The sequence below is a fragment of the Thioclava sp. ES.031 genome, assembly GCF_002563775.1.
Classification (GTDB): Bacteria; Pseudomonadota; Alphaproteobacteria; order Rhodobacterales; family Rhodobacteraceae; genus Thioclava.
On record NZ_PDJO01000001.1, the window covers coordinates 455,543 to 478,968 of the forward strand.

Consider the following 23,426-nt stretch of genomic DNA (forward strand, 5'->3'; position numbering starts at 1 on the left):
CTCAGGCCCCGATCGTCCCGACCGTCTTCATCGCGGCCTTCCGGTGCACCTCGTTATGCGAGATCACCTGCGTCATCGGGCTGACCCGTTCGAGCATCGAGCGGACATAGCCACGCACTTCCGGCGCGACCATCAGCGCGGGCCACTCGTCGCGTGCCGCGTGGCGCTGGATTTCCTGACGCGCCTCCAGCACGAATTCCTGCACGCGCTGCGGCGACATCAGGAATGTCCGCTCCTTGCCATTGGTCTTCACCGCTTCGCCGAATTCATGCTCCCACGCCCCCGACATGGTCAGCACCGGCACGAAGCCCGAACCATCCGCCAGCGCGCGGCAGATCTGGTTGGCGAGGCGGGCGCGGACCCGCTCGGTGATCACGGCGGGGTTGGTGTTCGACGGCGCGGCCTCGGCCACGGCCTCGATGATCAGCGGCAGATTGCGGATCGAGATCCGCTCGGCCAGCAGCGATTGAAGCACCTGCTGCAGCAGAATCTCCGGGGCGGAGTTGGAAATATCGCTCGCGAGTTTCTGGTAGTCGCGGTCCAGCTCGGCCAAGAGCTTCTTTACCGCGCCATAGGTGAGCAGTTCGGACATATGCTCCTTGATGATCTCGGTGAGGTGGGTGGTGATCACGCTCTCGGGGTCCACGACCGTGTGGCCCTGCTGTTCGGCCTCGGAGGCGCGTGCCGGGTCGATCCAGACCGCGCTCAGCCCGAAGGTGGGCTCCTTGATCCGCTCGCCGGGCAGCTTCACCTGATCGCCGGACGGGTCGATCACCATCACGAGGTTGGGGCGCAGCTCGCCTTTCGCCGCTTCGACGCCCTGCACGAGAATCGAATAGCTGTTCGTCGGCAGCATCGGGTCATCCTTGATGCGCACCGAGGGGAGGACGAAGCCGTAATCCTTCATGAAGAGGTTGCGCAGGCTTTTGACCTTGCCGGGCAGGGCGGCATCCATGCTCGAGATCAGCGGAACGAGCCCCGCGCCGAGGCTGAGGCGCAGCTCGTCGAGCTTGAGTTGCTGCTGCGTCGTCTCGCCCGAGGTCTCTTCCATCTGGGCCGCGCGGGCCTCCGCCGCCGCCTCGTCGCTGGCGCGCAGGGCGGCCTGTTCCTGCATCAGCCAGCCAAGTCCGGCGAGGAGCCCGGCCAGCGCGAAAAACACCACGATGGGGAAGCCCGGCAACAGCCCGATCCCGGCAAGAAGCACTGCCGCCATGTAGAGCGCCTTGGGGAAGTTCGACAGCTGCCCCAGCACCGCCTCGTTCGCCGCGCCCTCGGTGCCGCCTTTCGTGACGATCAGGCCCGCCGCCAGCGACACCACCAGCGCCGGGATCTGCGTCACCAGCCCGTCGCCGATCGTCAGGACCGTGTAGTTGCCCGCCGCCTGAGAGACGCTCAGCCCGTGCTGGACGACGCCGATCAGGATGCCGCCCACGACATTGATCAGCGTGATGATGATGCCGGCCACCGCATCGCCGCGCACGAATTTCGACGCACCGTCCATTGCGCCGAAGAAGCCGCTCTCGTCCTCTAGCTCCTTGCGGCGGCGCTTGGCCTCCACCTCGTCGATCAGACCGGCGCCGAGATCGGCGTCGATCGCCATCTGCTTGCCCGGCATCGCATCGAGCGAGAACCGCGCGGAGACTTCGGCGATCCGGGTCGAGCCCTTGGTGATGACGACGAAGTTGATCACCACGAGGATCGCGAAAATCACGATCCCGATCACGAAATCCCCGCCCACGATGAAGCGCGAGAACCCCTCGATGACGCCGCCCGCCGCGCCGGGCCCGGTATGGCCCTGGCTCAGAATGAGCCGCGTCGAGGAGATGTTGAGCGATAGCCGCAGCATCGTCACGACCAGAAGCAACGTCGGGAAGGAGTTGAACTCCAGCGGTTTCGGAATCCACAGCGCGACCATCAGGATCAGCACCGAGACCGACAGCGAGATCGCGAGGCCGAAATCCAGAATGATCGGCGGCAGCGGGACGAACAGCATCCCGAGGATCAGCGTCACGCCAATCGCGAACCCGATATCGCGGTTCTTGATGCCAAGCCCTACGAGGTTCTGGCCGAGACTGGTCTGTTTTTGGCTCATCGCTCGCTCAATTCGTTCGCGTGAAATTGGGAAGCACGGGTTGCAGGTCACTGGTCGAATAGATCGACAGCCGCATGCCCTGGTCCGCCGTCAGGTCAGCCGACCAGAAGACGGGAAGTTTCCGGCGCGCAGGGCGCGGCGAGGTGCTCGGCGCGGGCGCGTCCACGGGGGCGGCCCCGGCGAGTTGGACGAAATAGTCGCCACGTTTCTGCGCCACCGCGAGATTGCGCTTGAGCGCGGTCAGATAGGTCTGGCGCGCCTCTGGGGTGAAGGAGTGATACGAGCCCGCAGCAATCCACCAATCCCCTGTCCGCCGGTGCAGGTCGACCAGAAACCGCGCGGCATAATCCACATTCGCCGCCGGATCGAAGGATTGGGCCAGCGAGTCGAACGCGTCCGGGTGCCATTTGCGGTTCACCTGCATGCAGCCCGTATCGATCGAGGAGACGCCCGCGGCCTGTTTTTGATGCACCCAAGCCATCGCGGCCTCGCGGCTGTCGAAAACCCGGCCCTCACCGGCGGCGTTCACGCTCCACGGCCAGACGGTCAGTCGACCCTTGTTGCGAAACCCCGCCTCCTGCAGGCCGATCGCGAGCAGCAGGTTGTCGGGGATGCCGTAGCGGTCCTGCGCCGCGAAAATCTGGCGCAGGCATTGCTGGTCATTGCCGAGGGTGGCGGGGAGAGGCGTGGTTGCCTCGGGCACGCTCGGACGGCTGGAGGTGTAGAATCCCGCCCAGCCTTCGGCCCGTGCCGGTCCTGTCGCGGCGAGGCTCGCAAGCGCGAGCGCGGCCAAGGGCCAGAACCACACCACCCGCGCCATCACGCGGGCCCGTTCATGATGAGATCGAAGACGGTGTCCGACAGATGCGACAGCGTTGCGTAGATGAAGGGCAGGGCGAGGACGAGACCGACGAAGATCGCGACGATCTTCGGCACGAAGGTCAGCGTCATCTCCTGAACCTGCGTCAGCGCCTGAAAGATCGCGATGCCGAGCCCGACGAGCAGCGCGAGCGCAAGAATAGGGCCGGCCCCCATAAGGATCGTCCAGATCGTGTCCGACATGATCGCATAGACATCGGCTTCTTCCATGTCGCCCCCGCCTGCCTCAGATCGGCATCCGCATGATTTCCTGATAGGCCTCGACCAGCTTGTCGCGCATCGCCACCGTGACCTTGACGGTGGATTCCATCGCCATGGTCGCCTCGACGACCTGTTGCGTGCTGGCCTGCCCGGTCAGCCCCGCCTGCGCGGTCGTATCGGCCGCGCGCATCGTCTGCACCGCCTCTTCGGCGGCGCCTTTGAGCATGTCGCCGAAGCTCTGCCCGGCGGATTTGGCTTCATGTGCGGAGGCCGGGCCGCCGCTCAGGCTGCGCGACGCGCCATAGGCGCCCCGGATCGCTGCATTGGAGAGGACTGGATCGCTCATGCTTCACCTATTTGAGGAGGTCGATCATCTCGCGGCGCATCTGGCGGCCGGTCTCGAGCATGTTCAGGTTGGCTTCGTAGCTGCGCGCCGCTTCGCGCATATTGCTCATCTCGATGATCGGATTGACGTTCGGAATCTTCACGAAGCCGTCGGCATTGGCGGCCGGATGGGCAGGGTCGTATTTCAGCACGAAATCAGAGGTGTCGCGCCCGACTTCGGTAACATCGACCATCGAGGCGCCCGAGGCGTCGTCGACCATCTCGCCGAAGGAAATGGTCTTGCGGCGATACGGATCCGCGCCCGGCGTCGAGCCCGTCGAATCCGCGTTGGCCACGTTTTCGGAGACGACCTTCAGCCGCTCCCCCTGCGCCCGCAGCCCGCTTGCCGCGATCGCACCGATTGATTTCAGAGGGTCCATGCTCATGGTCGTCTCCCCGGGTTATTCCTTGCCGCTGGCGGCATTGAGAAGCTGGAAGGCCTTGCGATAGAGGTTCGCCGCCAGCCGGTATTGATCGGCATTCTCGCTCGCCATCACGGATTGCTGCTCCAGCGCCACGTTATTGCCGTCGAGGCTGCTGTCCCAGGCGCCGCTGCCGCCCACGGTTTCGACCGTGGTTTCGTGCAGCGGGCCGCCAGTTGAGCGGTCCGCGTCGCTCTTCTCGAGGAAGCTCTGGAAGTCGGTCACATCCCGCGCGCGATAATTCGGCGTGTCGGCATTGGCGATGTTCTCGGCCAGCACCTTCTGGCGGGCCGCAAGCCAATGCATCCGATCCGAGGCGAGGTTAAAAAAGGATATCGTATCAAGTTTCACGTTGGATCGCTCCGTTTTCATGGATAGTATATCGGTATGAGAATGGATTGGTAGGGTTTATCCTTGTGAATACGATTTTTTCTTCCTTGAATTATGCGGTTGACGAGGCCGACGAGGCAAGAATTGTCGGTCATGTCCATTCGGTCACGGGCCTGTCGCTGACTGTCGTCGGGCTCGAACGCGCGATGGGAATCGGTCAGCGGTGCATGGTGCACGGGCGGCGCGGCCCGGTGCTGGCCGAGGCGGTCGGGCTGAACGAGGCCGGAACCCGCGTTCTGCCGTTCGGCAGCTGGGATGGCGTCTCGGTGGGGGATCGCGTCGAACTCGATCAGCACGGCGATCTGATCCATCCCGATGAAAGCTGGATCGGTCAGGTCGTGGATGCGCTGGGCCGCCCCGTGCGCAGCGGCACCGGCTGGACCCCGGGCGAGACGGCGCGCGACCTCAAGTCCGCCCCGCCGCGCGCCTTCGACCGCAAGCGGGTCGGCGCGAAGCTGGAGACGCAGATCAAGGTCTTCGACATCTTCACCCCGATCTGCCGCGGCCAGCGCATGGGCGTCTTCGCGGGCTCGGGCGTCGGGAAATCGACGCTGATGGCGATGCTCGCGCGCAATACCGATACGGATGTGATCGTGATCGGACTGGTGGGCGAGCGTGGCCGCGAGGTGCAGGACTTCATCCAGAACGATCTCGGTCCCGAGGGGATGGCGCGCGCGGTTGTCGTAGTGGCGACGGGCGACGAGCCGCCCTTGCTGCGTCGTCAGGCGGCATGGACCGCGACCGCCGTGGCCGAGCATTTCCGCGATCAGGGCAAGCAGGTGTTGCTGCTGATCGATTCCGTCACCCGCTTCGCGATGGCGCAGCGCGAGATCGGCCTCTCCGGGGGCGAGCCGCCAACCACCCGGGGTTACCCGCCGACAGTCTTCGCGGAACTGCCGCATCTGCTGGAACGGGCCGGGCCCGGCGTCGAAGGGACGGGCGATATCACCGGGCTCTACACGGTGCTGGTCGATGGCGATGACATGAACGAGCCCATCGCCGACACCGTGCGCGGGATCGTGGACGGCCATATCGTGCTCGACCGCCACATCGCCGAGCAGGACCGCTACCCGGCGGTGAACGTGCAGAAAAGCATCTCGCGGATGCTGCCGGACTGCCATACCGATGCCGAGTATCGCATCATGCAGGCGGCCCGGCGCGCGCTCGGGAAATATGCGGATATGGAGGATCTGATCCGGGTGGGCGCGTATCGCCCCGGCGCCGATCCCGACACGGATGCCGCGATCCGGTTCCACCAAAGCGCGACGGTGTTCTTCTCGCAACGCAAAGCGGAGCAGCTTGGATCGATGCAGGCTTTCGCCGAGACCTATCGGCTGCTTCTGGAGGCGGGGTTCGACGTGCCGCTTCCCGATGAGGGGGACGGCGAGGGCGCCTAAGCCCCCCGCCCTGAGCGGCCCTTAAAGCGCGGCGATCTCGGAAAGCGGACCACTCCAGTCGCCGAGCTGCGTCTGGCGATGAAGCTGCAGATTGCCATACCAGCGATCCGGGCTGCCCTGACGGCCCCAATACCACATGCAAGCCGCCCCTTTCGGGATCAGCACATGGCTGTCGGGATGCCCCAACGCGCCGCAGACATGGGCGGTGGTGTTGTCGATGCTCACCACCCGGTCGAGCGCCATGATCTGCGCGGCGAACCCGTCGAGATCGGCGAGCTGGTCGATCTCTGGATCGTCGAAAAGCGTCAGATCGGGGCGGGTCCGGGCGGCCTGTGCAAGCTCCGCCTCCCGCGCGCCATATTGCAGGTTCACCACCAGCGCACCCTCGGGCAGCGCCGTCAGCAGGGTCTCGAGCGCGAGGGAGCGATGCGCGCCGGTTATCGGGTCGCTGCTATGCCAGGCGATGCCCACGATCGGGCCGCCTTGCGCTATCTCGCGGTAGCGGGCGCGGATCGCCTCGACCCGTTCGGCATCCGCGCGCAGATAGCCGCCCAGCGGCTGTTCCGCGAGCGCCTCGACGCTGAGATAGCGCACCAGATCGCCCACGAAGATCATCTCTTCCGGCGCAAGGTTCAGCTTGTCGCTGACGGAGGTCTCCGCGAAATCGACATCGAGGCGACAGCGCTGGACCAGCGGCTTCATCCGCGCCTCGCCCACGAAGGTCACCTTCGCTCCGGCAGGCAGGGGGGCGCGGTCGATGATCGGCAACAGCGCCAGTTGATCGCCAATCCCTTGTTCGTCGATCAGAAAGAGCCGTTCGCGCGCAGCCAGCCGTTCGGGGGCGGAATTCTCATAGGGGATGCGGCGGCGGTTGGCATCGGGCTGGCGTCCCGCATATTCGATTGCGCCTGTCGCAAAATCGCCCTCGCCCATTAGGAAGGTCCCGTAGGCGCGGCTGACCCAAGGCCCGGCCCCGTCGAGGATGTGACGCGCCTCACGGAAGGCGATGCGTGCCTCGTGCAACGCATCAAGATCGAGATGGCACTGGGCGGCAAACCCGAGCGCACGCTGGTAATAGACCGGGTCCTGGAACCGGTGCGAAAGCGTGTCGAGCGCGCGCGACGGCGCGCCACTCGCCCGCAGCGCCGCCATGCGCAGCGTCGCGATCTCATCGAGCTGCGCGGGCGTCACCTCGGGGTCGCTCCGCAGCGCGTCGGCATGGGCGAGCGCGCCTGTATAGTCCTGCCGGAAGAGTTTCGCCTTGAGCAGTCCGATCCGGTGAGTGATTGGCTTCGGCGCGAGCCGGGCGGCTTCCTCAAAGGCGGGCGCAGCCTCGGCATTGCTCTCGCCGCGCGCAAAGGCTTCGGCGGTGAGCAGCCACAGCTCGGCCGTCTTCACTCGCTCGGCCATCTTGCGCAGGGCTTGCCCTGCGGTAGTGGAACGGTCGAGCCGCCCCATCAGATCGGAGTAGAGACGCGCCATCGAGACATCTTCGCTGCCATGCTGGATCGCCCGCGCGAACAGATCGACCGCGGCGAAGATATCGGCCTGCAGAACCCGCGCCTTGCCCAGCCCCGCAAGACCCATCGCATCGGTGGGGGCGATCAGCAGCGCGCGCTCGAAGAATTGCGTTGCCGCCTCTGCCTCGCGGCGATCCAGCGCGACGGTGCCCAGCACGAGCCACGGGTGGCGGTTGACCGGGTGGCTCTGACTGACCTCATGTGCCAAGCGTGCGGCCTTCGGGCCATCGGCTTCAGCCAGCGCCTCATAGGCCTCGTGCATCGTCAGCGCTGCGGCGCCGTCAGCGATGCCGTAATACTTCGCGGCTTTCGCGGCCCGGGCGCGCCGGTCTTTGCGCGAGAGGGTGGTCTGGGTCATGCGCGTTCCCTCGGAATGGCGAAGTAGTCGATCGAGTGGACGTAGAACACGCTGTCGATCAGCACGTAATCATGCGCGCGGCACCACTCCTGCGCGAAGGCAAGGAGATTGTCGCGGCGGGTCTCGACCCAGATCAGCGGGCGGTCGCGCGCGATCAGCGCCTCGGCCCCGGCGAGCACATCGAGCTCCATCCCTTCGGCGTCGATCTTGAGGAAATCGGCGCGGGCATCGGTCATCAGCGCATCCAGCGTCACGACTTTCAATTCGCCCGCATCATCGGCGATCAGCGTTGTGGCCCCGAGGTTGTTTTCCTGCGTCGTCTCGGCGCGGAAGCTGCCCTCCGCGCGGCCCACGCCGAAGCCCATCCCGCGCCGGTCAATCAGATCTTCGATCCCGTTCGCGGCGATATTGCCTTCCAGAAGGGTCAAAGCGGCGGGGTTCGGCTCCACCGGATAGATCCGGGTCGGGGCCAGGTGCTGCGCATACCAGACGACGTGATTGCCGATATTCGCGCCGACCTCGACGATATGCGGGTGCGCCACGCCGAGGAGGTTGTGTAGCTTCTTGAGCGAACTCTCTTCGAAGAACCGCCCATGTAGGTAGTTGTTTTGGATGATGTCGAGCGGGTTGGTCACCAGCATCCGCGCTAGAACTCCTGCGTCTGAGACCTCGGTCCAAATCGGATGCGCCGCGACTTGTGTCGCCCAGAGCCGACGTACCACTTCGGTCCAAGCTTTGCCGGTAGCGCTACGTGGCCCGGAAGAGGATTGCCATCGCCGGATTACGTAAAAAATCTCGGGCCGCTTAACGCAGCAAAATCTCTGCCAGAGCTCATAGTAGTAGGTGTAGTCTTCGCCGGTATCCATCGTCTCGTCGAAGCCGATGGCAGCAGCAGCTTCCGTGCGGACGAAATGGCCCATTTCCAGCGCTACGAACGGATCCCAGCCTATCAGTTCGTCGTAGCTGTCCAATTGCACCGGTTGACCCTCACGCAAATTGGGTTCGCCATTTTCGTCGAAATGGCAGAGCAGACCGAAGGCGGCGTCGAGCTCTGGGATGTCAGACAGGACTCGCCCGAATGCCTCGAAGGCGTTCGGGGTCATCACGTCATCCGCATCGAGGAAGAAGATCCATGCGATGCCCGCCTCCTGTGCCTGCCGGATCGCGGCGTTGCGGCGCGCAGACCGGCCGTGCAGGCCTTGCGTGTCGTCCATCGCGTAGTGATGGATCTGGTCGAACGGGCCCTTGGAGAAGCCCATCGCGGTCTCGACGGAAGGCGCGCAGCTTTCTTCGAACAGCGCGCGGTGGCCGGGGCCGATCGGGGTGATGATGGCGCAATCCATGGCTCAGCGCTCCTCGCCGGTTTGTTGATCTGCAAGCGACTGGAAGACGGATTCGCGGATCGTATCGAGCGAGACCTTCCGCGCTTCGCCGTGGCTGAGCGCGGGCGTCAGGCCAAGTTGCAAGGCCAGCGCCGAGAAGAACAGCAGTGCCGCACCACCCAGCATCGTGCGCATCTGCGGCTTCGCACCCGCGCGCTTCACCGGGAGCTTGCCGGTGGCCTCGCGCGGCGGGGCGGCGAGGGGGGTAGCCTGCGGTTTCGCGGCTTCGGGTGCGATGAAGATGAAGTGGTCGAGCGCGGTCAGTCGCGCCGAAAGCGGAGTCCGCCGCAGGGTCGCAAGGAGCGAGGCGGGAAAATGGTCTGCGGGGGCGTGAATCTGACCGGGCATGGCGGTCGCGCCCTGCCGCACCAGTTCGGCGACCGGAATGGCGAAGCTGTGCAGATCGTCACGGAAATAGACGTCCCGCACCCCGAAGCTTTGCGCATCGGCGCCGGCATCTTCGATGGAAATGCGCACGGTGTCGGCGCTGAGGCTAATTTCGCAAGTCGCCATCAGCGCCTCGGCCCGGTGGGTATCGCTCAACCGCCGGAACCCAGGCGGGCCGCCATCCTCGCCGGTGGCGCGCGCGGCCTCAGTGCTGGCACGTGGCGGGGGCGCGGCGATCTTGCTTGCGGGCGGCGTGGTCGTGGATTGCTCCGGGTTCAGCTCTGACAGAAGCCGCTCCACCTCGCGCATCGCGGGCGAGACCGAGGCCGATTTCGCATCGGTCAGCGCTTCCGGGTCGAGCCCCTCATCGGCGGCATAGGCGAAATTGATCGCGTAATCGCGCGCGATCTCGGGAAGATCGTCGGTCTCATGCACGAGCGAGAGGATCTTCTGCTCGTCGGAAAACAGCATCCGCCGGGTCCGGTAACCGTCGATCTTCGGAATGACGCTGAACTCATCCGCGCGCCAGTTCATCGAACGTGCGAGCCGGGGCAGGACGCGCTCGGCCTCGCTTGCGTGAAAGACCAGCATCGCACAGCCGCCTTCCGGGTCGAGGCCCACGGCCAGACACATCTGCTGCGGCCATTGCTGGAACAGATGGCGCAGGTCCTGCTCTTCGAGCAGAAAGGCTATGGCTTCCGCGCTGGCGCTCATGAAATGCCCTGAATGCAAGATCCGTGTTGAAATGAGCCTATCTATTCATGAATAGCCGGTCAAGTTTCCTTGTTAATCGTGCGGTATTTGAAAACTATGCTTAATAATACTGACGAAATCGGCATTTATACTTGACTTAACGGAGGCGTCACCGGAGATTTGGCCGAGAATTTCAGGAAACGGCGGCTGTCGGTGGAAGACCGCAGGGCGCGAAACACACGGACAAAGAACAATGACGATCATCCTTGGCCTGTTGGCCGTCGTGGGCCTCGTGTTCGGCGGCTTCCTTCTCTCCGGCGGCAGCATGGACGTTCTCATTCACGCACTGCCCTTCGAAGGGATGATGATCGGCGGCGCCGCCTTGGGCTCTTTCCTGATCGCGAACTCTTTCAGCATGATCCGCCGCTCGGGGCGCGGGCTCATGAAGGCGATGAAGGGCAGCCAGTGGAAGACGGCGGACTACACCGACCTGCTCAATCTGCTGTTCGAACTGTCGCGGATGTATCGCAACAAGGGGATCATCGCGCTCGACTCGCATATCGAGACCCCGGAAGAGAGCGAGATCTTCGGTCGCTATCCGCGCATCCTGAAGGACCATTTCGCGATCCAGCTGATCACCGACAGCTTCCGGATGCTGGCGATGAACTTCGATGACAAATACCAGACCGAGGATGTCATCAACCGCAAGCTCAAGAAGCATCACCGCGAGGTCATGGCGCCGGCCTCGGCGCTTCAGACCGTCTCTGACGCGCTTCCTGCCATCGGCATCATCGCGGCCGTTCTGGGCGTGATCAAAACGATGGGGGCGATCGACCAGCCGCCGGAGATTCTGGGCGGCATGATCGGCGGCGCGCTCGTCGGGACTTTCCTCGGCGTGTTCCTTGCCTATTGCTTCGTGCAGCCGATGTCCGGCCGTCTGCGCCAGATCGAGGAAGAGGATTCCGCATTCTATGCCGTGATCCGCGATATCTTCGTGGCGCTGGTAAGTGACCATCCGCCGAATATCTGCATCGAGATCGGTCGCGGCAGCATTCCCACCGTCTATCAGCCCGATTTCTACGCCGTCGAACAGGCGCAGAAAGAGCTGCCGCAGGCGGCGTAAGCGGGCGATGGCGCGCAACCGGATCGCGGCTCTGGAGGTGATCGGGCGGCTGCGCAGGCGCGAACTCGAAGAGCAGGCTGGCGAGCTATCGAAACTGAACGCGCAGGTCGCGCGGCTGGAAGGCGAGCGCGATACGCTGACGGAGCGCGCCCGGGCCGAGCTTCACGTCACCTCGCCCGAGACCGCGCCCTATGCGGCGGGGTTTCGCGAGGCGGTGCGCGAGACGGTCTCGTGGCTCGATCAGGAAATCGGCGCGCTGAACGAGCGCCGCGTGCCGCTCGAAGACCGGATGCGAGAGCTGTTTCGAGAGGCGAAAACCTACGACACGCTTCTCGACCGCGCCCGCGCCGAACGCGCGGCGGAGCTGGCAAAGCGCGAGCAGGCACAGGCCGAGGAGCGCACGCTGCAACGCTGGCTGCGCGACAGGGACGCCGTCTGAGCTCGAAAACTCGCCGTGATTGGCGTGAACCGTCTCCGCCGCATTCGGGCTGGCCTGACATCCCATCCTGCGGCTAAGCTCTCCCTACGGCACATAAACAGAGGGAGACGCTCCGATGGAGTTCAGCGACGCAATCCGCAAATGTTTCTCGAACTACGTGACCTTCACGGGCCGCGCCGCCCGGCCTGAATTTTGGTGGTTCGTTCTGTTCATCTTTCTCGGCAACATCGTCTTCGGCATCTTGGACCGCATCCTCTTCGGTCCGATGATGATGCGGCACGACGCGTCGCTGCTCGGCGGGATCTTCTCTCTCGTCGTGTTCCTGCCAGCGCTCGCGGTGCTGGTGCGGCGACTGCACGATATCGACCGGACCGGCTGGTGGGCCCTGATCACGCTGATCCCGGTGATCGGGACGCTGGTTCTGCTCTTCTTTACCGTTCAGCGCGGCTCCACGGGCGGCAACCGGTTCGGGCCTCCGGCTCTGCCGCCGCATCAGATGCCGTCCTGAGGTGACATGAAAAAGGGCACCCGCGCGGGGTGCCCTTCATTCTGTCGTTGGAAGCGGTCTGCTCAGTCCAGCGCCGCATCGCACCGTTTGCAGGTGCCGGGATGCTTATGCGTGCCGACATCGGGCAGGATCTTCCAGCAGCGTTCGCATTTCTCGCCATCCGCCTTCTCGAAGACCACCGAGATGCCCGAGACTTCGGGTAGGCGGTACGCTTCCTGCGGAGCCGGATCGGCGGTCAGAGCGATATCCGAGGTGATGCAGAGATCCTCGAAGGGCACCGATTTCAGCGCCGCCAGAACGTCCGCATCCTCGACATGCACGACAGGCGCTGCCTCGAGCGAGGCCCCGATCACCTTGGCCGAGCGCTGCACTTCCAGCGCCGCCGTCACCACGCGGCGGGCGCGGCGGATGCCGTCCCATTTCGCGGCAAGGCTCGCGTCGGCCCAGGCTTCGGGCGTCTCCGGGATGTCCTGCAGGTGCACCGAGGCATCGTCGCCCGGGAAGCGCGACAGCCACACGTCTTCCATCGTGAAAACGAGGATCGGCGCGAGCCAGGTCGTCAGGCGGTGGAACAGCAGATCGAGCACCGTACGCGCCGAACGGCGGCGCAGGCCGTCTTCCGGGTCGCAATAGAGCGCGTCCTTGCGGATGTCGAAATAGAAGGCCGACAGGTCCACGGTGCAGAAGTTGAACAGCTGCTGGAACACGCCCTGGAAGTCGAACGCATCATAGCCCTTGCGCACCTCCACATCGAGCTGCGCCAGACGATGCAGCACCCAGCGCTCCAGCTCCGGCATCTCCGCCGGATCGACTCGCTCGGCGTCGGAGAACCCGTCGAGATTGCCCAGCATGAAGCGCAGCGTGTTGCGCAGGCGGCGGTAGCTGTCCGCGACGCCTTTCAGGATCTCCGGGCCGATGCGTTGATCCTCGGTGAAGTCGGTCTGCGCAACCCAGAGGCGCAGGATATCCGCGCCATATTGCTTGATGACTTCCTCGGGCACGATCGTGTTGCCCAGCGACTTGGACATCTTCATGCCCTTCTCGTCGAGCGTGAACCCGTGCGTCACCACGTTGCGATAGGGCGCGCGGCCCTTCGTGGCGCAGGCCTGCAGCAGCGAGGAGTGGAACCAGCCGCGGTGCTGGTCGGTGCCTTCGAGGTAAACATCGGCGATGCCGTCCTCGGCCCCGTCCGCGCGGTCGCGCAGCACGAAGGCATGGGTGGACCCGCTGTCGAACCACACGTCGAGTACGTCGAAGACCTGCTCGTAATCGTCGGGGTTCACCAGGCCTTCGAGAACCTTCGCTTTGAACCCGTCCTCATACCACGCATCCGCGCCCTCGGTCTCGAAGGCGGCGATGACGCGCGCATTGGCTTCGGCATTGCGCAGCAGGAAGTCCTCGTCGGTGGGCTTGGCGCCCTTCTTGACGAAGCAGGTCAGCGGCACGCCCCAGGCGCGCTGACGGCTCAGCACCCAGTCGGGACGGTTCTCGATCATCGAATGCAGGCGGTTCTTGCCCTTCTCGGGCGTGAAGGTCACCAGTTCCTCGATCGAGGTCAGCGCGCGCTTGCGGATCGTATCGCCATAGGTGCCCATGCCATCGTCGAGCGTGTGGTCGATCGCGGCGAACCATTGCGGCGTGTTGCGATAGATCAGCGGTGCTTTCGAGCGCCAGCTATGCGGGTAGGAGTGCTTGATCTTGCCCTTGGCGAGAAGCGCACCGGCCCAAGCGAGCTGCTTGATGTTCGACACGTTCGCCGGGCCGTCCTTGCCGTCCGCCGCAACGATCGCCTCGCCGCCGAATAGCGGCAGATCCTTGCGGTAAGTGCCGTCGGGTTCGACGTTGTAGGTCATCGGCAGGCCGAACTTCAGGCCCATCTGATAGTCGTCGTCACCATGCGACGGCGCGGTGTGCACGAAGCCCGTCCCCGCCTCGTCGGTGACGTGATCGCCCGGCAGGAGCGGCACGTCGAAATCCCATTCGCCATTCGCGCCGTCGACGCCGGCATAGGGGTGCGACAGGGTCAGCCCTTCCAGCTCCGCCGCGGTCACGTCGCGGACGCGGGTGAAGCTCTCGACTTTCGCCTGATCCATCACCGATTGCGCCAGCGCATCGGCCATCAGCAGCAGCTCGCCTTCCTCGGCGGTCGATTTCTCGCCCAGCGTATCGACCCGGTAGAGGCCGTAGCCGATCGTCGGGTGGAAGGAGACGGCGCGGTTTTGCGGGATCGTCCACGGCGTCGTGGTCCAGATCACGACGCTCGCTTCATGCAGCTGATCGGCCAGCAGCGCCTGATCGGCCGCGTCATACTCGACCGCATCCTCGGTCGGCATCGCCGCGTTGCCGCCCCGGCGCACCTTGAAGCGCACCCAGATCGTGTGGCTGGTGTGGTCGTGATACTCGACCTCGGCCTCGGCCAGCGCGGTCTTCTCGACCGGTGACCACATCACGGGCTTGGAGCCCTGATAGAGCGTGCCGTTCATCAGGAACTTCATGAACTCCTCGGCGATCACCGCCTCGGCATGGTAGTTCATCGTCAGGTAAGGATCGGCCCAGTTGCCATAAACGCCCAGACGCTTGAATTCCTCGCGCTGGATGTCGACCCAGTTCTCGGCGAAGGCGCGGCATTCGCGGCGGAAGGCCACCACGTCAACATTATCCTTGTCGAGACCCTTGGCGCGGTACTGCTCCTCGATCTTCCACTCGATCGGAAGGCCGTGACAGTCCCAGCCCGGCACGTAGCGCGCATCGCGGCCCATCATCTGCTGCGAGCGGGTGATGAAATCCTTCAGGATCTTGTTGAGCGCGTGGCCGATATGGAGATGGCCGTTCGCATAGGGAGGGCCGTCATGGAGCACGAAGCTCGGGCGGTTGTCCTTCGCGGCCTTCTCGCGCAGGCGGTCGTAGACGCCGATCTTCTCCCAGCGTGCCAGCCAGTCGGGCTCGCGCATGGGCAGGCCCGCGCGCATCGGGAAGTCGGTTTTCGGCAGGAAGACGGTGCCGCGATAATCGGGGGCGGTCGTCTCGGTGGTCTGGTCGGAACTCATGGAATTGTCGTCCTTGGGAAAGGGAAGGGCGTGCGCGCGCACGCCTCGGGGCTTGGCGCAATATCCCGGCTACCCTGACGCGTCAGAGCGCCGGGCAGGTAATTCGCGGATATGCAGCCAGCAAGAACATGCCGCCCTTATAGGCGTGCGACCGCAGGGCGGCAAGCGCAGATCAGGGAGGGCTGCCGCCCGTCACTGTGGGGGCGCCAATGCCGAAGAAGAGGGGGCGCTGCCCCCACGCCCTGTCGGGCGCTCCCCCGGGATATTTGTGCCAAGCCGAAATGCCGCTGCAGGCAAGAGCCGTGGATCGCGGCAGTTGGGGTTGGCCCCTTTCGCCCTCCGTCGCGATCTCTTAGGGTCAGGGCGAAGCGAGGGAGGCGGCATGTCGGAACAGACAGAGATCACGGGCGAAATGGTGGAGCAGCTCTTCCGGCGTTCCTCCGACGAGTATCTGTTCGCGCGCTGGGGGCGCCCGGTCGTGCCGGTGGTGTTCGGGGTGGAGGCTGCGACGCTGGCGACCGTGAAAGGCGCGGTCGAGGCGGTGGTCGCGCTGGCCGGGCACAAGATGGCCGAGACCGATCCCGAGCTTGGCGCGAACCTGATGATCTTCTTCTTCCGCGACTGGCAGGAATTGCTCGAGGTGCCCAATCTCGATCACCTGATCGACGGGCTGCAGGATCTGGTGATCCGGCTCGACGATCAAGGCGCAAACCAGTATCGCGTCTTCCGCTTCGACAAGGAGGGCGCGATCCGGGCCTGTTTCGCCTTCGTGCGGATGGATGCGGGGCTCGACGAGGTGCCTGCCGAGGTGATCGCGTTGAGCCAAGCGGTGCAGATGATCCTGCTCTGGTCCGACAAGGCTTTCGTGAAACGCTCGCCGCTGGCTGTGGCGCGCGGCGTGACCGTGCTGCGCCCCGAGATCGCGGCGGTGATTGCGGCAGGCTACGATCCGACGATGCCGGCTGTTGCGAAAGATCCGAGCCACGCGCTGCGCCTTGCGGCTCGCGCAGGTCTGCGTCAGGGAGAGGCCGCAGAGGCGGTGCGGGAATTGTCGCGCGAAGTGGGCGAGGCGGAGCCGGACGATCAGGAGAACGAGAATGGCGCATGAGTTTCCGATCCGGGTCTATTACGAGGACACCGATCTCGCGGGGATCGTCTATTACGCCAATTACCTGAAGTTCATCGAACGCGGGCGGTCCGAATTCGTCCGCGCGCTGGGCGTGGATCAGATCGCGCTGAAGGCCGATCACGGGGTGGTCTTCGCGGTGCGCCGGGTCGAGGCCGATTATCTGCGCCCCGCGAAATTCGACGACGAGCTGGTGATCACGACCGATCTGGTGGCCGAAACGGGCGCGCGTTTCGTGATGGAGCAGACCGTGCAGCGCGACGGCGAAGTGCTGTTCACCGCGCAGGTCACCATCGTCTGTCTCAACGAAGCGGGGGCGGCTCAGCGGCTTCCCGCCGATATTCGCCGGAAACTGGCCCCGAAACTGCATTGAAAAGCGGCGGGGTTTCGCCGGTTACATTGTTGTTATGGCGTTCCTCTTACTGCTGATATAGAATCGCTGGTAATCAGAGGCCCGATAACGTGGCCCCAACCGGCGAGCAGTACCTATGGACCATTCTTCGCTTGCGATGGCGCAGGAGATCGATTTCTCCCTGCTGGCGCTCTTTCTGCGCGCATCGCTGACCGTCAAACTCGTGATGATCATCCTCGTCGTGGCCAGCTTCTGGTCCTGGGCGATCATCATCCGCAAATTCATTGCCTATCGCGCGGCGCGCTCCGAGGCGGAAGCCTTCGACCGGGCCTTCTGGTCGGGTGAGCCGCTCGACGAGCTGTTCGACCAGATCGGCCCTGCGCCTGATGGCGCGAGCCAGAAGATCTTCGCCGCCGGCATGCTGGAATGGCGTCGGTCGCACCGTCAGGACGGCGCGCTGATCACCGGCGCGCAGGCGCGGATCGAACGCTCGATGGATGTCGCGATCCAGAAAGCCACCGAGAACCTCAATTACGGGCTGACCTTCCTTGCGACCGTGGGCTCGATCTCGCCCTTCGTGGGCCTGTTCGGCACGGTCTGGGGGATCAAGGTCGCCTTCGAGGAGATCGCGATCTCGCAGAACACCTCGCTCGCCGTCGTGGCGCCCGGCATCTCGGAAGCGCTCGTCGCGACCGCGCTGGGCCTGCTCGCGGCGATCCCGGCGGTGATCTTCTACAACAAGCTGTCGTCCGATGCCGATCGCATCGCGGGCAACTACGAGGCCTTCGCGGACGAGTTCTCGACCATCCTGTCGCGCCAGTTGGATAGCTGATCATGGGCGCGGGTGTTGCAAAACGCGGATCGGGCGGATCGCGGCGCCGCAGGAGCGGGCGCGGGCGTCACGCCGCGATGAGCGAGATCAACGTCACGCCGATGGTCGACGTGATGCTGGTGCTGCTGGTGATCTTCATGGTCGCCGCACCGATGATGACGGTGGGCGTGCCGCTGGAACTGCCGAAGACGGCGGCCAAGGCCGTGCCGACCGAGCAGGAAGTGCCGCTGACGGTCTCGATCCAGGCGGACGGGAAGGTTTCGCTGATGAACTCGGAAGTGCCGCAGGATCAGCTGATCGACCGTCTCAAGGCGATCGCGGCAGAGCGCAACAGCGACAAGGTCTTCCTGCGCGCCGACGGCAAGATTTCCTATTCTCAGGTGGTGCAGGTGATGGGCGCGCTCAACGGCGCGGGGTTCTCGAACATCACGCTCGTCACCGATACCGGAGGGCCGCAATTGACGGCGCCTGCGGGGAACTGAGCCCAGGGGGCATCGCATGAACCGTGCGGACAAGATCGGTTACGGCCTGTCGGGCGCGCTGCATGTGGGCGTGCTCTTCTGGGTCATTGCCGGGGGGCAGTGGTTCTTCCCGAAGCCGAACAAGCCGGTGGTGATCAGCCAGGTCGCGGTGATGTCCGAGCAGGACTTCAACACGATGATGGCCTCGGCCCCGAAGGACGCGCCGCAGCCGACGCCGGACCCGGTTGCGCCCACGGCGCCCGATACGCCCTCCGAGACGGCCCCGCCGCCCGAAACGCCCGCGCCCGAGCCGCAGGCCAAGCCCGAACCCGAGCCGCAGGCGATGCAGCAGCCCGATCCGGCCCCTGATGCGCAGCCCGACGTCTCGGCGCTGCAAGAGCCGACGCCGCCCGCCGAGGTGAGCGACACGCCGCCCGAAATCGTGCCGCCGGTCGAGGAACCCTCGCCGACGGTCACGCCCGATATCTCTCCCGCGCCGAAGCCGAAACAGGCGCCGCGCGTGGCCCCGACCCCTGCGCCCGAGCCGCCGCCCGAAGCGAAAGTCGACCCGCAGGCGCAGCCGCAAGAGGCCCCCAAACCCGCCGAGACGCCCGATCAGCCGGTCGAGAAGCCGAAGGAGGCGACCGCGCCGCCGGAAGCTTCGACGGAGATCGTGACCGAGGCGAACAAGACCGAGGACAAGCCGGAAAGCTCCGCGCCGCTGGCCTCGCCGCGTCCGAGCGCCAAGCCCAAACCGCCTGCGCCGAAAGAGACGCAGACGGCCGCCGCGCCCGCAGAGAAGAAGCCCGCCGAGAAGAAGCCCGCCGAGCCGAAACCGGCAGAAACCAAGCCCGCGCCGAGCGAGCCGAAGAAAGTCGACAGCGCTTCGGTGAACGATGCTCTGGCGGCAGCCTTGGGTGGCGAGGGCACGGGCGGCACCGGCTCCGCGCCGACGGGACCGCCGATCACCGCGGGCGAGAAAGACGCGCTGATCGTCGACATCAAGCAATGCTGGAATACCGGCGCGCTCAGCTCGGATGCTCTGCGCACCACAGTGACGCTGTCGGTCGACATGCAGCCCGACGGCCATCCGATCATCTCCTCGATCAAGCTGGTCGGGGCGACGGGCGGCACCGGCAACGCGGTCGATCAGGCCTTCGAGGCCGGGCGTCGCGCCATCGTTCTGTGCGGCTCGGACGGGTTCCCGCTGCCGCCGGAGAAATACGACCGCTGGAAAACGATCACCATCGACTTCAATCCCGAAAAAATGAGGATGAAATGACGGTGGATCGGCGAATTTCCGCGCGGTGTCATGGGGTTGTGATGCACGATCGTGCCGCAGCGCGTTACAAACCGGGCAAGACCCGGAAAGGGAGTGTGTGACATGATGCGTTTCGTTCTCAGTTTGCTGGCGGCTGTGATGCTGGCACCCATCGCCGCAACCGCGCAGGATTCCGAACCGCTGCATATCGAGATCACCGATGGCGTGATCGAGCCGATGCCGTTCGCGATCGCGGGCTTCATCCCCGAAAGCCCGCAGGCCGCCGATATGGCGAGCCAGATCACGCAGGTGATCTCGAGCGATCTGACGGGCACGGGCCTGTTCCGCGAAATCCCGAAATCCGCCTATATCCAGAACGTGTCGAGCTTCGATACGCCGGTGAAATATTCCGACTGGCAGGCGATCAACGCGCAGGCGCTGGTCGTGGGCTCGGTCGGGATGCAGGGCGGCAAGGTGGTTGTGAAGTTCCGCCTCTTCGACGTGTTCTCCGGCCAGCAGATGGGCGACGGGCAGCAGCTCGCGGCCTCGCCGGCCAGCTGGCGGCGTCTGGCGCATAAGGTCTCGGACGTGATCTATTCGCGCATCACGGGCGAGGGGCCCTATTTCGACAGCCGTGTGGTCTTCGTCTCGGAAAGCGGGCCGAAGGACAACCGCCAGAAACGGCTCGCCGTGATGGATTACGACGGCGCGAACGTGACCTATCTCACCGATGCCTCGACCATCGTGCTCGCGCCGCGCTTCTCGCGTGACGGCACCAAGGTCCTTTACACCACTTTCGAGACCGGTTTCCCGCGGATCAAGATGCTCGACGTGGCCACCGCCTCGGCGCGGCTTCTGCCGGAAGTGCCCGGCACGATGACCTTCGCGCCGCGCTTCTCGCCCGATGGCACGAAGATCGTCTATTCGATGGAGCAGAACGGCAATACCGATCTGTGGATGATGAATATCAGCTCGGGCCAGACCCAGCGCCTGACGACCTCGCCTGCGATCGAAACCTCGCCCAGCTTTTCGCCCGACGGTTCACGGATCGTGTTCGAATCCGACCGCTCGGGCACCCAGCAGCTCTACATCATGCCGGCGGGCGGCGGCGATGCGACGCGGATCAGCTTCGGCGACGGGCGCTATTCGACCCCCGTGTGGTCGCCGCGCGGCGACATGATCGCCTTCACCAAGCAGAACCAGGGCCGCTTCCATATCGGCGTGATGCGCACCGATGGCTCGGAAGAGCGTCTGCTGACCTCGTCCTTCCTCGACGAGGGCCCGACCTGGTCGCCCAATGGCCGCGTGATCATGTTCACCCGGGAGAGCCCCGGCGCCCAAGGGTCGGCCTCGCTCTATTCGGTCGATATCTCCGGGCGCAACCTGAAGAAAGTCTCCACGCCGGGCGCCGCATCGGACCCGGCCTGGTCGCCGCTTCTGCCATGAGAGCGGATTAACAAGCGTTAGAGAAACTGGTAGGCTCGCCCGAAAAGGGCAGATCAACAAAGGCGGAAACCATGAATTTTGCAGTGAAGGCCGTTCTGGCCATCTCGATGCTGGGCCTCGCGGCCTGTTCGAACCCCGATCAATACGGCTCCGGTGCGACCGGCCCCGGCGGCGCGCTCGGCCCGGGCGGTGCAGGCGGTATCACCCAGGGCGGGATCAACGATCCGAACTCGCCGGCCTATTTCAGCCAGACCATCGGCGACATGGTGCATTTCCAGGTTGACCAATCGACCCTGACCGACACCGCGCGCGGCATCCTGTCCCAGCAGGCAAGCTGGCTGGTGAGCCACCCGGGCTACACTGCGATCATCGAAGGCCATGCCGACGAGCAGGGCACCCGCGAATACAACCTCGCGCTCGGCGCACGCCGTGCCTCGGCCGTGCAGGAATACCTGATCAGCCAAGGTGTGGCCGGCAACCGCCTGCGCACCGTCTCCTACGGCAAGGAACGCCCGCTGGCGATCTGCTCCACCGAAGAGTGCTACAAGAAGAACCGTCGCGCCGTGACGGTGATCTCGCAATCGGCGGTCGGGAGCTGATCGCGATGCTGAGAGCTTTGCTTCTCGGCGCGGCTGTTCTGGCAGCCGCGCCCGCGCTGGCTCAGGACGCGAACCGCGCCCAGACGCTGGCGGATATCAAGACCGAACTGGGTCAGCTTCAGACCGAGATCGACAGCCTGCGTCAGGAGCTGAAATCCTCTGGCCAGGCTGGGCTGCAGAAAGCGGGCGGCGATTCCGCTCTGCAGCGCATGGACTCGATGGAGCTGTCGCTGTCGCATATGACCGACCGCGTCGAAGAGCTGGAAAACAAGATCAACCGCGTCGTCGCCGATGGCACGAAGCGGATCGGCGATCTGAATTTCCGGGTCTGCGAGATGGAAGAGAACTGCGACATTTCGAAGCTGGGCATGGCCAAGCCGCTGGGAGGCGACGCGCCGACCAATGCGCCCTCGGTTACCGGCCCTGCGCCGGATTCCACGCCCGGCCCCGATCTCGCGATCAACGAGAAATCGGATTTCGAAGCGGGCAAGAAAGCCTATGAGGATGGCGATTACGCCTCGGCGGCCGATCTTCTCACGACCTTCCGGCAGACCTATCCCGGCTCCCCGCTGACCAGCGACGCGATGTATTATCGCGGTCTCGCGCTGCAAAAGCAGGGCGACGAGGCGGGCGCTGCACGCGCGTGGCTCGACGGGTTCTCGGCCGATCCGAAAGGGTCGCGGGCAGCGGACAACCTGCTGTCGCTCGGCAAGGCGCTGGGGCAGCTTGGCCAGCAGAGCGAGGCCTGCACCACGCTGGGTCAGGTGAGCGCACGCTTCCCGGGTTCGTCGGCGGCGGGCGAGGCGCAGAGCGCGCAGCAATCGCTGGGATGCCAGTGAGCGCGGTCCGGTGACGCTGGACGAAATCGCAAGACACGGTTTTGACCCCGATGCGCCCCGACGCGTCGAGGTTGCCGTTTCCGGGGGCTCGGATTCGATGGCGACGCTGGTGCTGCTGGCTGCGCATTTCGAGGTCGCTGCGGTGACGGTGGATCACGGGCTGCGCCCCGAGGCCGCCGAGGAAGCTGCCTTTGTCGGGCGTTTCTGCGCGGATCGCGGCATTGCGCATGCCGTCCTGCGCTGGGACGGAGCCAGCGCCGAAGGCAACCTGATGGATGCCGCGCGCCGGGCTCGGTTGCGGCTGATCGGCGCTTGGGCGCGCGAAAACGGGATTGCCCATGTCGCGCTGGGGCATACCGCCAACGATCAGGCCGAGACCTTCCTGATGCGGCTCGCCCGCGAGGCGGGGCTTGAAGGGCTGTCGGGTATGCGCCCGCGGTTCGAGGCCGAAGGCGTGACATGGCATCGTCCGTTTCTCGGCCAGACGCGCGAGTCGTTGCGCGACCATCTGCGCGCGGAAGGCATCACGTGGATCGACGACCCCTCCAACGCGAATGACCGCTTCGACCGGGTCAAGGCGCGTCAGGCGCTCGGGGCGCTTGCGCCTTTGGGCATCGATGCGCAGGCGATCGCCGGGGTGACGGAGAACCTCTCGGCGGCGAATGCGGCGCTGCACCGGTTGCTGATGGCGGAGGTCGCACGCCACGTCTCCGAGCAGTCAGGCGATCTGCTGATCGATGCGGCGGGCTTCGCCGCGATGGACCCGGAATTGCAGCGCCGTCTGATCGTGGCGGCGCTGCGCTGGGTCTCCGGGGCGGATTATGCGCCGCGCGCCGCCAAGGTGCAGGGCTTGCTGTCTGAGATCGCGCAACCCGGCGATCGCACCCTGCATGGCTGTCGGATCACATCCGGCAAAGACGCGATCCGCATCACCCGCGAGGCGCAGGCTGTGGCCGACCTGCGCGTGGCTGTCGAAGCTGGCGCCGCGCTTTGGGACCGCTGGCAGGTCACCGGACCCGCAGTGGACGTCGCGGAAGTCGCGGTGCTGGGGGAGGCGGGATTGCGCCAATGTCCCCACTGGCGCGACACCGGCCTTCCGCGTGCCTCGCTTGCCGCAAGCCCCGCCATTTGGCGCGGCGAGACGCTTGTCGCGGCGCCGATCGCGGGCTTTGGCACGGGCTGGCAGGCGTGGATTTCCCGCGACGCATTCGCCACTTGGCTAATTCGACGTTGAACCCCGGCGCGTAATGCCTATTTTCACTGAGGAAGAGGCGGCGACCGCAGGTCA

23 protein-coding genes are annotated in these 23,426 nt (G+C 65.2%); 13 read left to right on the forward strand and 10 right to left on the reverse strand.

The genetic code is table 11. The annotated features are described in order from the left end of the window. Position 1 precedes the first annotated feature (1 nt). Genes flhA through AXZ77_RS02340 form a run of 6 tightly spaced genes read right to left on the reverse strand, consistent with a single transcriptional unit; the run spans position 2 to position 4,329 of the window. Entirely contained in the window at positions 2 to 2,092 is a 2,091-nt protein-coding gene (gene flhA, locus AXZ77_RS02315; RefSeq protein ID WP_098409873.1) for a flagellar biosynthesis protein FlhA, read from the reverse strand. A 7-nt stretch (positions 2,093 to 2,099) separates the two neighbouring features. Next, positions 2,100 to 2,912: a lytic transglycosylase domain-containing protein gene (locus AXZ77_RS02320; protein ID WP_098409874.1), complete on the reverse strand. Its 813-nt coding sequence runs from the start codon at positions 2,910 to 2,912 to the stop codon at positions 2,100 to 2,102. After that, positions 2,912 to 3,181: a flagellar biosynthesis protein FliQ gene (gene fliQ, locus AXZ77_RS02325; protein ID WP_078540262.1), complete on the reverse strand. Its 270-nt coding sequence runs from the start codon at positions 3,179 to 3,181 to the stop codon at positions 2,912 to 2,914. Before fliQ ends, AXZ77_RS02320 begins: the two co-directional genes overlap by 1 nt. A 16-nt stretch (positions 3,182 to 3,197) precedes the next feature. Then, positions 3,198 to 3,518 carry a flagellar hook-basal body complex protein FliE gene (locus tag AXZ77_RS02330; RefSeq protein WP_083077746.1) on the reverse strand — a complete coding sequence of 107 codons (321 nt, stop codon included), beginning with the start codon at positions 3,516 to 3,518 and terminating at the stop codon, positions 3,198 to 3,200. A 7-nt stretch (positions 3,519 to 3,525) separates the two neighbouring features. Further along, entirely contained in the window at positions 3,526 to 3,936 is a 411-nt protein-coding gene (flgC, locus tag AXZ77_RS02335) for a flagellar basal body rod protein FlgC (protein ID WP_098412411.1), read from the reverse strand. 21 nt (positions 3,937 to 3,957) lie between these two features. Beyond that, positions 3,958 to 4,329 carry a flagellar basal body protein gene (locus AXZ77_RS02340; protein ID WP_176535941.1) on the reverse strand — a complete coding sequence of 124 codons (372 nt, stop codon included), beginning with the start codon at positions 4,327 to 4,329 and terminating at the stop codon, positions 3,958 to 3,960. An 86-nt stretch (positions 4,330 to 4,415) separates the two neighbouring features. Here AXZ77_RS02340 and AXZ77_RS02345 point away from each other — a divergent pair, with 86 nt between their 5' ends. Further along, positions 4,416 to 5,765 (forward strand): FliI/YscN family ATPase, encoded by a 1,350-nt coding sequence (locus AXZ77_RS02345; RefSeq protein ID WP_218000461.1) that lies wholly within the window; start codon positions 4,416 to 4,418, stop codon positions 5,763 to 5,765. Between the two features lie 21 nt (positions 5,766 to 5,786). Here AXZ77_RS02345 and AXZ77_RS02350 read toward each other — a convergent pair whose 3' ends face one another. The 3 genes from AXZ77_RS02350 to AXZ77_RS02360 are packed head-to-tail and all read right to left on the reverse strand — an operon-like array spanning position 5,787 to position 10,126. Next, positions 5,787 to 7,643 (reverse strand): hypothetical protein, encoded by a 1,857-nt coding sequence (locus AXZ77_RS02350; protein ID WP_098409877.1) that lies wholly within the window; start codon positions 7,641 to 7,643, stop codon positions 5,787 to 5,789. Then, positions 7,640 to 8,986, reverse strand: coding sequence for an FkbM family methyltransferase (locus AXZ77_RS02355; protein WP_098409878.1), 1,347 nt, complete (start codon positions 8,984 to 8,986; stop codon positions 7,640 to 7,642). Before AXZ77_RS02355 ends, AXZ77_RS02350 begins: the two co-directional genes overlap by 4 nt. A gap of 3 nt (positions 8,987 to 8,989) precedes the next feature. Then, positions 8,990 to 10,126 (reverse strand): hypothetical protein, encoded by a 1,137-nt coding sequence (locus tag AXZ77_RS02360; RefSeq protein WP_098409879.1) that lies wholly within the window; start codon positions 10,124 to 10,126, stop codon positions 8,990 to 8,992. A 232-nt stretch (positions 10,127 to 10,358) separates the two neighbouring features. Between AXZ77_RS02360 and motA the strand changes: the two genes are divergently transcribed. The 3 genes from motA to AXZ77_RS02375 all read left to right on the forward strand — a co-directional run bounded on the left by motA (position 10,359) and on the right by AXZ77_RS02375 (position 12,175). Beyond that, positions 10,359 to 11,228 carry a flagellar motor stator protein MotA gene (motA, locus tag AXZ77_RS02365; protein ID WP_098409880.1) on the forward strand — a complete coding sequence of 290 codons (870 nt, stop codon included), beginning with the start codon at positions 10,359 to 10,361 and terminating at the stop codon, positions 11,226 to 11,228. A gap of 7 nt (positions 11,229 to 11,235) precedes the next feature. Next, entirely contained in the window at positions 11,236 to 11,667 is a 432-nt protein-coding gene (locus AXZ77_RS02370) for a flagellar FliJ family protein (protein ID WP_078540255.1), read from the forward strand. A gap of 115 nt (positions 11,668 to 11,782) precedes the next feature. Further along, on the forward strand, positions 11,783 to 12,175 hold the full coding sequence (locus AXZ77_RS02375; protein ID WP_078521936.1) for a DUF805 domain-containing protein: 393 nt from the start codon (positions 11,783 to 11,785) through the stop codon (positions 12,173 to 12,175). Between the two features lie 62 nt (positions 12,176 to 12,237). Here the strand turns inward: AXZ77_RS02375 and ileS are convergent, their stop codons facing one another. Continuing rightward, positions 12,238 to 15,222 (reverse strand): isoleucine--tRNA ligase, encoded by a 2,985-nt coding sequence (gene ileS, locus AXZ77_RS02380; RefSeq protein WP_098409881.1) that lies wholly within the window; start codon positions 15,220 to 15,222, stop codon positions 12,238 to 12,240. A 412-nt stretch (positions 15,223 to 15,634) separates the two neighbouring features. Here ileS and AXZ77_RS02385 point away from each other — a divergent pair, with 412 nt between their 5' ends. The 9 genes from AXZ77_RS02385 to tilS all read left to right on the forward strand — a co-directional run bounded on the left by AXZ77_RS02385 (position 15,635) and on the right by tilS (position 23,372). Then, positions 15,635 to 16,330: a hypothetical protein gene (locus tag AXZ77_RS02385; protein WP_255266551.1), complete on the forward strand. Its 696-nt coding sequence runs from the start codon at positions 15,635 to 15,637 to the stop codon at positions 16,328 to 16,330. Continuing rightward, positions 16,320 to 16,721, forward strand: a complete 402-nt coding sequence (gene ybgC / locus AXZ77_RS02390) for a tol-pal system-associated acyl-CoA thioesterase (protein ID WP_098409882.1) — start codon at positions 16,320 to 16,322, stop codon at positions 16,719 to 16,721. Before AXZ77_RS02385 ends, ybgC begins: the two co-directional genes overlap by 11 nt. 115 nt (positions 16,722 to 16,836) lie before the next feature. Further along, positions 16,837 to 17,532 carry a protein TolQ gene (tolQ, locus tag AXZ77_RS02395; RefSeq protein WP_098409883.1) on the forward strand — a complete coding sequence of 232 codons (696 nt, stop codon included), beginning with the start codon at positions 16,837 to 16,839 and terminating at the stop codon, positions 17,530 to 17,532. A gap of 2 nt (positions 17,533 to 17,534) precedes the next feature. Then, a complete protein-coding gene (gene tolR, locus AXZ77_RS02400) occupies positions 17,535 to 18,014 on the forward strand; it encodes a protein TolR (protein WP_098409884.1) in 480 nt (159 codons plus the stop codon). 16 nt (positions 18,015 to 18,030) lie between these two features. Next, complete coding sequence (locus tag AXZ77_RS02405; protein ID WP_141536205.1) at positions 18,031 to 19,275, forward strand: cell envelope biogenesis protein TolA; 1,245 nt, start codon at positions 18,031 to 18,033, stop codon at positions 19,273 to 19,275. A 102-nt stretch (positions 19,276 to 19,377) separates the two neighbouring features. After that, entirely contained in the window at positions 19,378 to 20,700 is a 1,323-nt protein-coding gene (tolB, locus tag AXZ77_RS02410) for a Tol-Pal system beta propeller repeat protein TolB (protein ID WP_098409886.1), read from the forward strand. A 71-nt stretch (positions 20,701 to 20,771) separates the two neighbouring features. Next, the gene (pal, locus tag AXZ77_RS02415; RefSeq protein ID WP_098409887.1) at positions 20,772 to 21,299 is read left to right on the forward strand and encodes a peptidoglycan-associated lipoprotein Pal; all 528 of its coding nucleotides are present in this window, start codon (positions 20,772 to 20,774) and stop codon (positions 21,297 to 21,299) included. Between the two features lie 5 nt (positions 21,300 to 21,304). Next, entirely contained in the window at positions 21,305 to 22,138 is an 834-nt protein-coding gene (gene ybgF / locus AXZ77_RS02420; protein WP_369679766.1) for a tol-pal system protein YbgF, read from the forward strand. 10 nt (positions 22,139 to 22,148) lie between these two features. Beyond that, a complete protein-coding gene (gene tilS / locus AXZ77_RS02425; RefSeq protein WP_255266390.1) occupies positions 22,149 to 23,372 on the forward strand; it encodes a tRNA lysidine(34) synthetase TilS in 1,224 nt (407 codons plus the stop codon). Positions 23,373 to 23,426 lie beyond the last annotated feature (54 nt).

Bases quoted from the DNA above. Each gene is read 5' to 3' on its own strand.
- flhA (WP_098409873.1), bottom strand. From the start codon at position 2,092: ATGAGCCAAAAACAGACCAGTCTCGGCCAGAACCTCGTAGGGCTTGGC.
- AXZ77_RS02320 (WP_098409874.1), bottom strand. From the start codon at position 2,912: ATGGCGCGGGTGGTGTGGTTCTGGCCCTTGGCCGCGCTCGCGCTTGCG.
- fliQ (WP_078540262.1), bottom strand. From the start codon at position 3,181: ATGGAAGAAGCCGATGTCTATGCGATCATGTCGGACACGATCTGGACG.
- AXZ77_RS02330 (WP_083077746.1), bottom strand. From the start codon at position 3,518: ATGAGCGATCCAGTCCTCTCCAATGCAGCGATCCGGGGCGCCTATGGC.
- flgC (WP_098412411.1), bottom strand. From the start codon at position 3,936: ATGGACCCTCTGAAATCAATCGGTGCGATCGCGGCAAGCGGGCTGCGG.
- AXZ77_RS02350 (WP_098409877.1), bottom strand. From the start codon at position 7,643: ATGACCCAGACCACCCTCTCGCGCAAAGACCGGCGCGCCCGGGCCGCG.
- AXZ77_RS02355 (WP_098409878.1), bottom strand. From the start codon at position 8,986: ATGGATTGCGCCATCATCACCCCGATCGGCCCCGGCCACCGCGCGCTG.
- AXZ77_RS02360 (WP_098409879.1), bottom strand. From the start codon at position 10,126: ATGAGCGCCAGCGCGGAAGCCATAGCCTTTCTGCTCGAAGAGCAGGAC.
- motA (WP_098409880.1), top strand. From the start codon at position 10,359: ATGACGATCATCCTTGGCCTGTTGGCCGTCGTGGGCCTCGTGTTCGGC.
- AXZ77_RS02370 (WP_078540255.1), top strand. From the start codon at position 11,236: ATGGCGCGCAACCGGATCGCGGCTCTGGAGGTGATCGGGCGGCTGCGC.
- AXZ77_RS02375 (WP_078521936.1), top strand. From the start codon at position 11,783: ATGGAGTTCAGCGACGCAATCCGCAAATGTTTCTCGAACTACGTGACC.
- ileS (WP_098409881.1), bottom strand. From the start codon at position 15,222: ATGAGTTCCGACCAGACCACCGAGACGACCGCCCCCGATTATCGCGGC.
- AXZ77_RS02385 (WP_255266551.1), top strand. From the start codon at position 15,635: ATGGTGGAGCAGCTCTTCCGGCGTTCCTCCGACGAGTATCTGTTCGCG.
- ybgC (WP_098409882.1), top strand. From the start codon at position 16,320: ATGGCGCATGAGTTTCCGATCCGGGTCTATTACGAGGACACCGATCTC.
- tolQ (WP_098409883.1), top strand. From the start codon at position 16,837: ATGGACCATTCTTCGCTTGCGATGGCGCAGGAGATCGATTTCTCCCTG.
- tolR (WP_098409884.1), top strand. From the start codon at position 17,535: ATGGGCGCGGGTGTTGCAAAACGCGGATCGGGCGGATCGCGGCGCCGC.
- AXZ77_RS02405 (WP_141536205.1), top strand. From the start codon at position 18,031: ATGAACCGTGCGGACAAGATCGGTTACGGCCTGTCGGGCGCGCTGCAT.
- tolB (WP_098409886.1), top strand. From the start codon at position 19,378: ATGATGCGTTTCGTTCTCAGTTTGCTGGCGGCTGTGATGCTGGCACCC.
- pal (WP_098409887.1), top strand. From the start codon at position 20,772: ATGAATTTTGCAGTGAAGGCCGTTCTGGCCATCTCGATGCTGGGCCTC.
- ybgF (WP_369679766.1), top strand. From the start codon at position 21,305: ATGCTGAGAGCTTTGCTTCTCGGCGCGGCTGTTCTGGCAGCCGCGCCC.